Source organism: Acetobacter oryzoeni (genome assembly GCF_004014775.2).
Lineage (GTDB): Bacteria > Pseudomonadota > Alphaproteobacteria > Acetobacterales > Acetobacteraceae > Acetobacter > Acetobacter oryzoeni.
Genome location: NZ_CP042808.1, coordinates 2217671 through 2231932 on the forward strand (window position 1 = coordinate 2217671; position 14262 = coordinate 2231932).

Consider the following 14262-nt stretch of genomic DNA (forward strand, 5'->3'; position numbering starts at 1 on the left):
ATGAACAACCTGCATAAACATCTCGCCCCCATTTCCCACGCAGCTTGGGCTGAAATTGAACAGGAAGCCTCTCGCACCATTCGCCGCAATCTGGCTGGCCGGCGCGTGGTTGATACACCAGAACCCAAAGGTACAGCATTTTCCAGCGTTGGCACGGGCCGTAACAAACAGATCCAGCCGCCAAGTGATGGCGTACAGGCTGTACAGCGCGAAGTGCTTCCACTTATTGAAGTGCGCGTGCCCTTTACCTTATCTCGCGCGGAAATTGATGCCGTAGAACGTGGCTCTCTGGATTCTGATTGGCAGCCCGTTAAGGATGCCGCCCAAAAAATTGCCTTTGCAGAAGACCGTGCCATTTTCGATGGCTATACCGCAGCTGGCATTAAGGGCATTCGGCAGGCATCATCCAACCCTCATACAAAACTGCCGGCTTCTGCAAAAGATTACCCTCGGGCCATTACCAGTGCGCTGGACACATTGCGCCTTGCTGGTGTGAACGGCCCTTATGCCCTCGTTCTTGGCACAAAAGCTTATCAAGCCGTGAGTGGCGGAGATGATGTTGGCTACCCCGTGCTTAAGCATATTGAAAGCCTGATTGAGGGAGAACCCATTTGGGCTCCTGCTATTGAAGGTGCCTTTGTTATCTCCAAACGTGGTGGAGATTTACAGCTTGATATCGGGCAGGACTTTTCTATCGGCTATCTAAGCCATACAGCAGAAACCGTTGAATTGTATCTTCAGGAAAGCTTCACTTTCCGTGTGCTTACAAGCGAAGCAACAGTCTGCATCGCGTAACTTTTTAAAGAGGTGTCGTGCCATTTACGGTAAGACCGTCACGACACCTCACTTAAACATCCAATAAATATCACTATTTATCTTATTTTATGAATAAACAATTGATTTGTATTTATCAAAAATAATTCCTTATTTAGATATTATAATATATTTTTAATTACGACATATAATATATAAAAAGTTTTTTACTTTTTTATTTCTGGCTTAACTTAAATAAATACAAATAAAATAGGTTACACACTCCATAAAAACTCCAATAAACTCTATGTAGTTTATTTTTATAAAACAAATTATACATCAAATCTGCGGCATTTCGATTTTGCAATGACTTCCCTGATCTTGCGATTACTGTTATTGCATTATCGAAACAAGGTGCGTTCCATTAAATATACTGCAGATTTCGCACTGTCTGTTGTTATGGAGATAGAAATTTTGGACACAAAAACGTCTTCATCCCACCCCCTTCAACAGACTTCAGAAGGATATAAACAAGCTTTAGGCAAACGTCAGATCCAAATGATCTCTATAGGAGGTGCAATTGGCACTGGTCTTTTTCTTGGTGCAGGAAGCAGGCTTCAGGCTGTAGGCCCCTCTCTTGCAATCGTTTATCTCGTTTGCGGCATTTTTTCCTTCCTTATGCTCAGAGCATTGGGGGAACTGGTTATGTACCGGCCTACCAGCGGCAGTTTTGTTTCCTACGCGCTGGAATTTCTGGGGCCTCGTGCTTCTTATGTCGCGGGTGCACTGTCGTTTTTCAGTTGGGCCATGACAGGTATTGTCGATATTACCGCCATTGCCCTTTACATGCATTTCTGGGGCGTATTTGCGGCTGTTCCTCAATGGGTCATGGCGTTAATGGCCCTTATGGTGATTACATCAATGAATCTTATTGGTGTAAAATGGTTTGGCGAGATGGAATTCTGGTTCTCGCTGATTAAAGTTGCCGCACTTTTAATTTTTCTTGTTGTGGGAAGTGCTATTTTAGGCCTGCGCGTTCCAATTGATGGACACACAACTGGCCTGCAGTTGATTACTGAACATGGTGGCCTATTCCCTCATGGAGCACTCCCTGCGCTTGCTCTCATGCAAGGTGTTGTCTTCGCCTATTTTGGCATTGAGATGATTGGCACTGCCGCTGGTGAATGCCAGAATGTGCGTGAAATCCTGCCATCTGCCATCAACAATGTTATTTGGCGGATTATTATTTTTTACGTTGGTACTGTTACTCTTCTTGTGCTGCTTCTGCCGTGGTCATCTTATCAGGCAGGGATTAGTCCATTTGTAACGTTTTTTTCCAAACTAGGTGTTCCGGGAGTAGATTCCCTTATGAACATTGTGGTGCTCACTGCAGCACTCTCCAGCCTGAACTCTGGCCTTTATTCCACAGGCCGAGTGCTTCGGGCGCTGGCGCTCAACGGTTCCGCACCACGTTACCTCACACATATGAACAAACAATCTGTGCCAGCAGCTGCCATTCTTACAACTGTTGCCATTTATCTGGTTGGTGTTGGGTTAAACTACCTTCTGCCATCACAAATTTTTGAAATCGTTCTCAATATGGCGTCTTTGGGAATAATCAGCACCTGGTGCTTTATTCTCTTATGCCAGATCAAATTGCGCCAAGCTATTAAGGCTGGTCGCATTGCTCCTACAGGTTTTGCAATGCCCGGTGCCCCTTTTACATCCTGGTTAAGCATTGTGTTTTTCCTTTGCATTTTACTGCTGATGGCACTGGATTACCCAACCGGCACCATGTCCATCGCCGCTATTCCATTATTGGCTGTTGTGCTCATTATCGGATGGAAAACCTCCAGCCAGAAGCCACACAATATTGTTCCACAAACACTCTCCTCGGTGGAACTTACTGATGATGCAAACTTTCCATGTGCAGAAAACAATCAGGTTTCCAAGGAGCACATTTGATGAGCAGTATTATCAGATATTTTTCTTTTAAATCTTTGCGTTTCCTTCTGCCTCTTGCCTTATCCGCCATTACTGCAGCCACATACTCTCATAGCGCATACGCTGCCGATCAGTGGTACACGGGGTCTCTTGTTTCTCCATCAGGCCCCCTCTCCAAACAGGGTATGTTCCTTTTAGAACCTTATATGTACTACTCTGTGCCCTCAGGTATGATCGGGCCGCACAATAATAATGTGCCCATGTCCTCCCCACGTCAGCAATCGGTTACCAGCTTTACCATTTACCGATATGCCTTAACTGATTACCTGAGTATTCAGACCACTCCGGCCATCAGCTATCGGTGGAAGCATGGTGATACAACCAGTAGTGGCCTGAAAATTGGGGATGTTCCCGTTGATCTGATGTGGCGCTATCTGACGGCAGACCCCAAACGGTTTATTCCCACACTCAATCTGATTACCGGCGTTTCCTTTCCTACGGGTGATTACTCTCATCTGGGACGCTCGCAGGATGGTGTTGGCAGTGGGGTTTACACATACCGCGCAACATTAACCGAACAATCCACATACACCATGCCCAATAACCACGAGTTGCGGTTACGGTTATGGGCAACCTTCCGCCGAGCACTTAATTCTGCTCACCTGAGAGATGTTACAAGTTATGGCACCACACGCGGTTTCCGAGGTCACGGACAGCCCGGCATGTATGGTGAAGCAGGATTTTCCTTGGAATATGGTATTACCCAGAGATGGGTTTTTGCAATTGACGTAGCGCGAGATTGGGCCAATGGCTCCCGTCTAAAAGGGCACTATGCTTCTGGCCTGAAAGTAGATGAACTCAGCTCGGGTTCGGGAGATTGGCAGGTTGCCCCAGCATTAGAATACAACTGGACACCCAATTATGGCGTGATTGCTGGTGTTTCTGTTTATTATGCGGGGCATAATACATCCCGCGTCGTATCACCACAGTTTGCCTTTAACGCGTTATACTGACCAGATTTGCAAAACCTAGCCTCCTTTCCTTATTCACTCTTTGCCCACAAAAAATCCCCACTCGTAAGTGGGGATTTTTCTTAGGCTCATTCTAGTCATTCTTTATTTCTGCGCAGCACCATCAGGCAGCGCATAGGCAATAATATAATCGCCTACATCTGGAGAATGGCTCATACCACCGGCAGAAATAACAATATATTCCTTACCCGTTTTAGGTGAACGATAGATCAGTGGTGCTGCCACGGCCCCAACTGGCAAACGCTCACGCCACACCTCCTTGCCGTTGGCAGAATTAAGCGCCCGCAGATAATAATCCTGCGTTCCTGCAAAAAAGACTAACCCAGAAGCTGTGGAGGTTGGCCCCCCAAGCGTGGGCATACCCATAGGAATTGGCAAATGGGTTTTAATACCCATAGGGCCCAGATCCTGCGTGGTGCCCATCGGCACCTGCCACAGCAATTTCTTGGTATGCAAGTCAATCGCACTCATGGTGCCAAAAGGTGGTGTATTGCACGGCACTGCAAGTGGTGACTGCAGAATATCAATTCTTACACCAGAATAAGGCCCTGCAATTTGCGGGCGTATTGTACCCATAAAGCCCGGCACTTCATCTGTAGAAGATTTATATTTTTTAGCTTCTTCGTGCGTCACCAAAGACATACGCAAGGGCATACGCATGTCATTTACAAACATAACACCCTTAGCTTCATCAATAGAGATGCCGCCCCAGTTCATCCCGCCCAAAAGGCTCGGCCATTCAATGTAAGGTTTTTCACCCGGCGGGGTAAACGGCCCTTCATAAACAGAGTTCTTGAACATGATCCGGCAATAAAGCTGATCAAACGTACTGACACCCCACATAGCGCTTTCTGTAAGCGGATCTGCACCAATAACAGGCATCCCAACCGAAAAAGGTTGTGTAGGAGAAAGATGCTCGCCCTGTGCGGAAGGAGACGTGGCAACCTTGCGTTCCTGCACCTCGGTCACCGGAGTGCCTGTTCGACGATCCACAACAAAAATATGGCCGGTCTTTGTAGTCTGGATCAGTGCTGGAATTTTTTCACCCTGTGCATTTGTAACCGTATACAGCACAGGTTGAGAAGGCAGATCATAATCCCATACATCGTGATGAACTGTTTGAAAAACCCATTTGGTTTTGCCTGTTGCTGCATCCACCGCCACAATGGCAGCACCAAACTTTTCTTTTACAGCATCACGGTCCCCACCCCAGTAATCTGGTGGGCCATTGCCTGTAGGCAAATACACAAGATTAAGTTCTTTATCATATGTCGGGACCGTCCACACATTAGGCGTTTCCAATGTATAGGTCTGGCCTTCTGGCGGTGCGCCAGTGTTGTCCGAATGGCCAACATCCCACGCCCAAACCAAGGAACCATTCCGCACATCATATGCACGCACAACCCCGGACGGCTCACCGTGCACGATATCACGCACCCAACCACCAATAACAGCCACATGCCCCATAACAACAGGCATAGAGGTTGGATGGTAACGTCTGCCCCCTTCTACCGGCCCCATCTGAGGTTTAAGGTCTACTACACCATCAACACCAAAACCAGCGCATGGTGTGCCTGTATGTGCATCTAGCGCGATAAAACGGGCATCTACCGTTGAAACCAGAATACGCTGTCGGCACATCTGTGCTGAACCAGCTGTTTTTTCCGCTTCGGTAAGTGATACATCTTTATCAATATCGTAATAACCAACACCGCGGCATGTTACGTGCTCTGCAGTATGAGCTTTCGGGTCAAACTTCCAGATCGGTTTACCTGTATCAGCATCCAGTGCCGTGATAAGATTTTCTGGCGTGCAGGAATACAATACATTCCCAATTTGTTCGGGCGTATTTTCATCAACCCCTGTTCCCGCACCATGTATCCGCCGACCTGTATGATACACCCAGGCGACTTTCAGCTTATCAACATTTTGCGGGGTAATCTGGGTATACGGCGCGTAACGCGTTCCGGCTGCATTCCTACCAAAAAACTCCCAATCTTCTGGCCCATCAGCTTTATCCGTCTGCGCCAATTCGGGATTTTTTTCTGCTACTTCCGGAGAAATAATCTGCCCATGTGGGTAAAATGCTTCAACAAGAGTAAGCAGCAAACATCCAACAATACCCAAACCTGTAAAAACGCTTTTGCGCCGTACTGATTGGCTGATATTGGAAAAGGTCGCCACAGCCCAAATATTTAACGTGAATAAAATAGCTGGAACCACCAAGCGTGGCAGCAGGGCCCAATATCCAAATTCTGGGGTATCAAAGACAGCCCATAAGCACGTTGCAATAAATGTGCCTACAGCTACCCACAAAGAGAAACGATTTTTGAGAAAGACCAGAATAGCCGCTGCAATATAGGCCAAGCCAGCAAGGAGATAATAAGCAGATCCGCCCAAAAGAAGAAGTTTCCCCCCTCCATAAACAAGAGCACATCCTGCAAGAAAACTTATTAAAGAGAAAAAAGCGCGATAGATACCACCTAAAGGTGGTTGGTGATCTGTGGGCTGGATATCAGCCATTTTATCACTCCAATAATATCAATGTCCGGCACATAGGCCGATACGAGGTTAATGACTGACAATCAGAAAAAATTTTGCTCTGGCAAACAGTGTAATAAAACTTTTTACACCGTAAAATTTTGCCATGCCGGTTCTGAAGTGAACCACAGAACACCTTATTTTTCTGCCGCGATAAAAAGAGCTCCTCACCTGCGAAGTAAGACTAAAAGAAAAACAGGCTGCTCTGTCTCGAAAATTATAGATATTGTCAAGCTGGGAAGACTTGGGAATCCGCACAATATTTGTAAATTTCAAAGCAAATATTTATGACTTCCAGGATAAAGCTTATGCGCGCTACCAGACTTTTGATAAAAATTCTTAAAACATCACTCTCATTCATATCCTAATGAAATAGTATATTTTGCTGATTTTTTATACGTATATGCGAAAACACCCTCATCTGAGGCATACAGCCTCAAAAATCCGTCAACATGAACGTGCTCATCTACATATTTCATGCCATCAAATATTAAAGAGTGCATTTTCCGAATTTACTTTATGAATATAATGAAAATTATATACGATATACGCATATAATTATTTATATAAATTAGAAATATTATTGCATATTAGAAAAGTATTTCATGACCATGCATATAAATACTGCATGGTCATGAAATTTATGTTGGAAATAATAAAATTTACAGTTCGCCAGTTAAAAACTGGGCGCGACCGTAACCAAAACTCCAATGTTCTGCAGAATTTTCTACAACAGAAACCATGAGATCTGAAGGCTCTATGCCGCATTTCTGCTGCAGCGCTTCTGCCAGCAAACGATAAAACTCCGCAAACTGCTCCTTAGAACGTGGGCGCGATGTAACCTGAAGTAACACGAACTTGTTCGTACGCGGGATATCCAACCCAGTATCTTCAATAACCATATGGTTAGAATCGTGCTCAGAAACAATCTGATATCGATCACGCTCTGGCACCTTAAAGGCCGCCAGCATGGCTCCATGCGCAGCATCTAATAATGTGCGAATTTCTTCTGGATTACGGCCTTTAACAAGATGGAAGTGAAGAAGAGGCATAACAATTCCTTTACAAAATCAACTGAACAAAAAACAGTTTACTCACAAACAGTTTCAAGAACTTTGCGGAAAGAGCCAATCATACCCCGCAATTCCTGCTCTGACGCAACAAAAGGAGGGCCAAAAGAAACCGTATCTCCCGTACAACGGAGCAAAAGCCCTTGACGTAGGCCTTCTTCAAAAATAGCGGACCATCGTGCGCCAGCTTTGCCTTCTATGGGTTTGATATCCACAGCAGCAGTTAAACCGATATTACGGATATCAGAAACACAAGATAGATCTTTCAAACTGTGCACTTCTTCTTCAAGAACTGGCTCCAGTTCACGCACACGGGCAAAAATATCTTCACTTTCCATAATATCGAGCACAACATGCCCCACAGCTGCCGCCAAAGGATGCCCAGAATACGTATATCCATGACAGAATTCTATGGCACTTTCAGGACCTGTCATAAATGTGTTGTAAATTTCATCCGTAACAATCACCCCGCCCATCGGCACCACACCGTTTGTAACAGCTTTGGCAAACGTGATGATATCAGGCTTTACACCAAATCTCTGGGCCGCAAACGGAGCACCCATACGGCCGAACCCTGTAATCACTTCATCAAAAATAAGAAGGATACCATTTTGCGTACAAATCTCACGCAAACGTTCCAAATACCCTATTGGGGGCACCAGTACTCCAGTTGACCCTTGCACTGGTTCCACAATAACTGCAGCAATTGTAGAGGCATCGTGCAACGCAACCAATCGCTGCAAATCCTCAGCCCGTTCAGCCCCCCATGTTGGCTGACCATGTGAAAAAGCTGCATATTCTGGTTCATACGGATGCCGAAGATGGTCCACTCCCGGCATCATACATGGCGCAAACATCTTACGGTTGGATACAATGCCCCCAACAGACATCCCCCCAAAACCAACCCCATGATATCCGCGCTCACGCCCTATCATACGAAAGCGATTACCTTCCCCCTTAATACGGTGGAAACCTAAGGCAACCTTCAAAGCCGTATCTACAGACTCTGAACCAGAATTTGCAAAAAACACATGGTTCATTCCTTCTGGAGCCATCTCTGCAATGCGTTCAGCAAGGCTTATGGCACCAGAATGCGTCATCTGAAAACTCGGTGCAAAGTCCAGCGTTTCCACCTGCGTTTTAACAGCTTCTGCAATACGTGGATGAGCATGCCCCAAAGGAGTGCACCATAGGCCTGAAAGCGTATCCAGCAAACGCGTGCCGTTGATAGACGTATAATAAATACCTTCAGCTTTTGTAAGCATTCGAGGTTCTGGGTTGGCGCGCAATAGCCTATTGCTTGTAAAAGGCTGCCAGTAAGTGCCCTTACGCGCTTCATTTACAGAATCAAAATTGCTGCTCATGTCTACCATAGCATGGGTTCCATCATAATGATGTGTTTGAACTTCTGTCTTGCACGGAAGTCAGTAAATAACCGTAACAAAATACCATGTGTTATGATATGTACAGAAGCACCATTTAATCTGGAATCTGTACAGGTATAAAATGCCCTTCTCTCGTCCCCCTTTGTTCCAATTCAAAGTAGATCAGAGAGAGACGCTCACACACCATCTTGTTCAATTTATACAAAAAGAAATTGAACACAGGCATATCGCTCCAGGAGAACGTCTTCCTTCCATTAGAAAACTTGCTGATATTTTTTCTATCAGCCATGTAACAGCTGCCAATGTGTACAATAAACTATCTGAAAAAGGATATATTCATTCTAAAAACCGCAGCGGATATTACGTCACAAAAATCCCCGTTACATCTACATACACACAATCATCATTCAATCCTGAATGGCTTTTGCAGTATGCTTATGAAGATACATCTCCGCACATTAAAGCAGGTGGTGGCTGGCTTTCCGAACAGCAAATATTTACATCATCTATTCAAAAATCTTTAAAATGTATTACGCAATCAAATTTTATTCCTTCTCTTATGGAGTATGGAGATCCTGCTGGATTACGATTACTGCGAACAGATATTCGTCACCTTTTAGAACGCAGGAATGTACATACAATAGAAAGTGCCATCACCCTTACACACGGAGCCAGTCAAGCTCTTGAACTCTCCTTACGAGCATGCACACATCCCGGAGATATCGTATTAGTTGATGATCCCGGCTATTGTAATCTTTACCTTTTACTCAAAAACCTCAATTTACGGGCTGTTGGTATTCCATACACCAAAGAAGGACCAGATATAGATGCCTTGCTAAAAATACAATATCAGACAAAAGCACGCATTATGGTTACAACTTCAGTTTTACATAATCCGACTGGTTCGTGCACATCTGCGGACAATATTCGTCAAATAAATGATATTTCAAAAAAAATTGGTATAACGTTAATCGAAGATAATATTTTTCTTGATCTTACACCAACTAGCCAACCTTTCTTATCACAAGAAAATAATAATGTTATTCATATAGGAAGCTTTTCAAAAACTATTGGTCCAGGTTTGCGGGTTGGCTATATTATTGCTCCCCCTGAAATAACCCGAAAAATTCTTTCTCACAAAATGTCAATCAGTCTTACAACACCACAAATCAATGAAATGATTGTACATAATATTTTAAGAAGTGGTTTATATATTACGCATCTCTCAGATTTACGTGAACAACTTTTTCAAAGCCAGAAGGCAGTCTCAAATTCCCTCAAATCTTCTGGACTTAAGGTTTATAATAGACCGATGGGAGGCTTATTTATCTGGGCACGATTTGCATATGACATTTCTCCTTTAACAATCACACAAATAGCCGCTGAAAATAATATTCTTTTAGCTCCTGGTTATCTATTCCGCCCCAACCAAGAACCATCACAATGGTTTCGTTTTAACGTAACACTCTCGGATAATAAAAAATTATATTCGTTTTTGGAAAATATTACACGCACACATTCACATAAATAAGGATGCAAGAAGTATGATCTTGCATCCTTATTTATTTTCCTAAGTAGTTTTCCGTTACTTAGAGTTCAGTTCGGTATCAGCTTTTAAAATTGCACCAAGAAGAACATTAGCGCCTTTTTCTGCATCCTTTTCCAGAATACTCTCTTCTTCATTATGACTGAGCCCATCTTTACAGGGCACAAAAATCATTGCTGTTGGCGCAACATGGGCCAAATAACCAGCATCATGACCAGGCCCAGAAACGATACGGCGTGCACTATAACCTTTTTCCTGCGTTGTCTGTTCAACCATACCAATGCAGGCTGGATCAAAGTGCACCGCTGGGGCATCCCATATCTGCACGATCTCAACAGTAACCTGATTATCTGATGCAATTTTTTCCATCAGTGTTTTAAGTTCTTTCTCCATACGCAGAACAACTGCATCGTCTGGATCTCGAATATCCACTGTGAAAAAAACTTCACCCGGCACCACGTTGCTACTGTTGGGCCTATTCTCAATCAACCCTACAGTTCCCACAGCACTTGGACCATGTGCCTTTGCAACTTTACTCACGGCCTCAATCATACCTGCAGTTGCCACCAAGGCATCATGCCTTAATGTCATTGGCGTAGAACCTGCATGAGCATCCTTGCCACGCACGGTTACTTCATACCAACGGGCGCCCTGAATACCCGTTACAATACCAATTGTTTTGTCTTCTGCTTCTAAAATAGGCCCTTGTTCAATATGCAGTTCAAAATAAGCAGAAATTGGATGCTGCCCGCATACCTCTTCCCCTCGATAACCTATGGCCTCAAGCTCATCACCAAAACGGATACCTGCGCGATCTCTTTTTTCAAGCACTTCTGCTTCTGTAAAGATGCCTGCGAAAACACCAGAACACATCATGGGTGGAGAAAAGCGAGAACCTTCTTCATTTGTCCAATTAATCAACTCAATAGGATGACGTGTGGCATATCCGGATTGATGCAGTGTCCGCAAAACGGCTAAGCCACCTAATACACCTAAAATACCATCAAATTTTCCACCTGTAGGTTGTGTATCTAGATGACTCCCCATGGTGATAGGTGGCAGATTATTGTCCTGCCCTGGACGCCGCGCAAAAAGATTACCCATGGAATCATAAGAAACTTCACAACCCAAGCTCTGGCACGTGCGCATAAACCAGTCACGCACCAGTTTGTCTTCCTTTGTCAGGGTTAAACGGCGTACCCCTCCTTTTTCTGTTCCGCCAAACTGTGCTGTTTCCATAAGATCTGCCCAAAGGGCCGCACCATCAATGTGTAGGTTGCTATTTTTTGCTAAATCGGACACAGATTTTCTCCTGAATATAGAATATTGTAATTATGCTGGAATCTTTATTGGATTATTAGGATGTTGGTTCCATGTCAGTTCACCTTCTTCAGGTTGAGGTTCCATGGTAATACAATCATCAATTGGGCACACATGTGCACAAAGATTACACCCTACACATTCTTCCTCAATAACTTCGTAATGACGTTCACCATCTACTCGGGTTTTAGAAATTGCCTGGTGTGACGTGTCCTCACAAGCGATATGGCACAAGCCACAACGCACGCAAGCATCCTGATCAATATTGGCAATGGTTTTGAATTTAAGATTAAGCGTGTTCCACGGAACAAATTTTTGAATAGCCTGACCGCTTACAGCAGGAATATCGACATATTCTTTTTGATCCATCCATGCAGATAATCCATCCACCATGTCCTCTACAATACGAAAACCATAATGCATGGCGGCTGTACAAACCTGAAGGCTTGTTGAGCCCATTGCCAAAAATTCTGCGGCATCACGCCATGTTCCAATGCCTCCAATACCAGAAATAGGCATACCAGCCATTTCTGGATCTCGAGCAATCTCACCAATCATACGGAGAGCTATGGGTTTAACTGCTGGGCCACAATATCCACCATGTGTTCCTTTTCCACCCACAACGGGCATAGGCGCCATGGCATCCAGATCTACACCAATAACAGACTGGATCGTATTGATAAGAGAAACACCATCAGCTCCACCGCGTTTTGCCGCACGAGCTGGCATAAGAATATTAGTGATATTTGGCGTAAGTTTAACAATAACAGGCATACGTGTATTTTGTTTACACCAACGTGTTACCATTTCCACATATTCTGGAACTTGCCCTACGGCCGCACCCATATTGCGCTCTGACATTCCATGCGGGCAACCAAAATTCAATTCAATGCCATCAGCGCCTGTTTCTTCAACAATAGGCAAAATGGCTTTCCATTTTTCCTCCTGACAAGGCACCATCAAGCTGACAATAATGGCACGATCTGGATAATCTCTCTTAACAGATTTAATTTCTGCAATATTTACAGCCAATGGTCGATCAGAAATAAGCTCAATATTATTTAAGCCAATCATTCTCGCGCCATTATAATCAAGTGATCCGTAACGCGAGCTGACATTGACCACCGGAGGATCTTCCCCCAATGTTTTCCAGACAACTCCTCCCCAACCAGCTTCAAAAGCACGGCGAACATTATACTCCTTGTCTGTTGGAGGAGCTGAGGCCAACCAGAACGGATTGGGAGACTTAATTCCAGCAAAAGATGTTTTTAAATTAGCCATTTACGTCTCTCCTGCTCATGCGTCTTTTTGTAGGGCTATATTCATAGCTTCTGCTGCATCTCGGCCATCCCGTACAGCAGCCACCGTTAGGTCTTCACCCGCTGTGCAATCACCCCCTGCATAAACACCCTGCATGCTCGTACGATAAAAGGAATCCACAACGATACGCCCATTACAGATTTCAATGTCTTCACCACTAACGGGATCATGATGAAATACTTGCCCGACTGCTTTCAGCAGCATATCCGCAGGAATGAAAAACGTATCCTCTGTGCTATATATGACTTTTCCATCCGCATTGCCGTGCCCTTTGGCAAATTCAACACCTGCCAGCACACCATCTTTCTGAACTATCTGGGTTGGTGCAGACCACAACCTTACAGTTACACCATTCGTTTGTGCCCATTCTCGTTCTACAACAGTGGCAGACATGTTTTCTTCACCACGACGATAAACAAGCGTAACGTCCTCTGCGCCTAACCGGCGCGCCTGAACAGCCGCATCTACTGCTGTGTTCCCTCCTCCAATCACAACAACACGCCGACCTACTAGAATGTCCTTTTTGTTATTAGATCGTAATGTTTTAATGAAAGAAACGGCATCCTGAACACCCTCAAGCGCTTCCCCTTCCATTTCCAGCTGGCGTACTCCCGCCAAACCTAAAGAAAGAAACACTGCGTCGTAATCTCGCTGCAGATCTCCCAGAGTGAAGTCCACTCCTAACGTTTTACCCCCAACAAAGGAGATTCCACCGATATCAAAAAGGAATTTTACTTCTTTCTGCGCAAAATCATCTGCAAGCTTATAGGCGGCCACACCATATTCGTTCAGACCACCTGGGTGGTCATGCTTATCAAAAATCACAACATCATGCCCGTGCATGGCCAGACGATGCGCACATGCAAGCCCAGCAGGCCCTGCCCCTACAATTGCAATTTTACGACCAGTTAAAGGTTTACGAGTAAATGGCTGGCCACCATGCTCCATTTGCCAATCTGTGGCATGGCGCTGCAAGGCACCAATACGAATGGGCTTTCCTTCTTCCCGAACATTATGAACACACTTCTGTTCGCATAGGATTTCAGTCGGGCAAACACGTGCACATGATCCCCCCAGAATATTAGATTCCAAGATAGTATGTGCCGAACCTTGCATATTACCCGTAGCAATAGCGTGTATAAATTTAGGAATATCAATGCTTGTTGGGCAGGCCTCTGTGCAAGGTGCATCATAGCAGTAAAAACAACGTTCTGCCTCTACCAAAGCCTGCTCATGCGTAAGAGGAGGATGAGCATCCGAAAAGTTTTTCTGGAGCTCCTCCTCTGTTAAGCGACTATTTTTTAGATCCAAGACATGCATCAGAAGATTTCCCGTTCAACCCCGATACCAGA

Annotated in this window: 10 protein-coding genes; 4 read left to right on the forward strand and 6 right to left on the reverse strand. The window is 44.7% G+C overall.

The genetic code is table 11. The features are described 5' to 3' along the window. The 3 genes from EOV40_RS10320 to EOV40_RS10330 all read left to right on the forward strand — a co-directional run bounded on the left by EOV40_RS10320 (window position 1) and on the right by EOV40_RS10330 (window position 3710). A complete protein-coding gene (locus EOV40_RS10320) occupies window positions 1-795 on the forward strand; it encodes a family 1 encapsulin nanocompartment shell protein (RefSeq protein WP_087651771.1) in 795 nt (264 codons plus the stop codon). 432 nt (window positions 796-1227) lie between these two features. Further along, a complete protein-coding gene (locus EOV40_RS10325; RefSeq protein ID WP_408740491.1) occupies window positions 1228-2718 on the forward strand; it encodes an amino acid permease in 1491 nt (496 codons plus the stop codon). Further along, window positions 2718-3710 carry a hypothetical protein gene (locus EOV40_RS10330; protein WP_208729172.1) on the forward strand — a complete coding sequence of 331 codons (993 nt, stop codon included), beginning with the start codon at window positions 2718-2720 and terminating at the stop codon, window positions 3708-3710. The genes EOV40_RS10325 and EOV40_RS10330 overlap by 1 nt, the downstream gene beginning before the upstream one ends. Window positions 3711-3812: 102 nt before the next feature. Here EOV40_RS10330 and EOV40_RS10335 read toward each other — a convergent pair whose 3' ends face one another. From EOV40_RS10335 to EOV40_RS10345, 3 genes are all read right to left on the reverse strand, one after another. Beyond that, window positions 3813-6251: a membrane-bound PQQ-dependent dehydrogenase, glucose/quinate/shikimate family gene (locus EOV40_RS10335; protein WP_128105896.1), complete on the reverse strand. Its 2439-nt coding sequence runs from the start codon at window positions 6249-6251 to the stop codon at window positions 3813-3815. 680 nt (window positions 6252-6931) lie between these two features. After that, complete coding sequence (locus EOV40_RS10340) at window positions 6932-7321, reverse strand: tautomerase family protein (RefSeq protein WP_128105897.1); 390 nt, start codon at window positions 7319-7321, stop codon at window positions 6932-6934. Between the two features lie 38 nt (window positions 7322-7359). Further along, complete coding sequence (locus EOV40_RS10345; protein ID WP_128105898.1) at window positions 7360-8712, reverse strand: aspartate aminotransferase family protein; 1353 nt, start codon at window positions 8710-8712, stop codon at window positions 7360-7362. 133 nt (window positions 8713-8845) lie between these two features. Between EOV40_RS10345 and EOV40_RS10350 the strand changes: the two genes are divergently transcribed. Beyond that, a complete protein-coding gene (locus EOV40_RS10350; RefSeq protein WP_128105899.1) occupies window positions 8846-10255 on the forward strand; it encodes an aminotransferase-like domain-containing protein in 1410 nt (469 codons plus the stop codon). Between the two features lie 54 nt (window positions 10256-10309). On the opposite strand, the gene EOV40_RS10355 is transcribed toward EOV40_RS10350, so the two are convergent. From EOV40_RS10355 to EOV40_RS10365, 3 genes are read right to left on the reverse strand one after another with little or no spacing between them, the layout of a single operon-like run. After that, window positions 10310-11572 carry a M20 family metallo-hydrolase gene (locus EOV40_RS10355; RefSeq protein ID WP_128105900.1) on the reverse strand — a complete coding sequence of 421 codons (1263 nt, stop codon included), beginning with the start codon at window positions 11570-11572 and terminating at the stop codon, window positions 10310-10312. 30 nt (window positions 11573-11602) lie between these two features. Then, window positions 11603-12871, reverse strand: coding sequence for an NAD-dependent dihydropyrimidine dehydrogenase subunit PreA (preA, locus tag EOV40_RS10360; RefSeq protein WP_128105901.1), 1269 nt, complete (start codon window positions 12869-12871; stop codon window positions 11603-11605). Window positions 12872-12886: 15 nt separating this feature from the next. Then, window positions 12887-14230, reverse strand: coding sequence for an NAD(P)-dependent oxidoreductase (locus tag EOV40_RS10365; protein ID WP_128105902.1), 1344 nt, complete (start codon window positions 14228-14230; stop codon window positions 12887-12889). Window positions 14231-14262 lie beyond the last annotated feature (32 nt).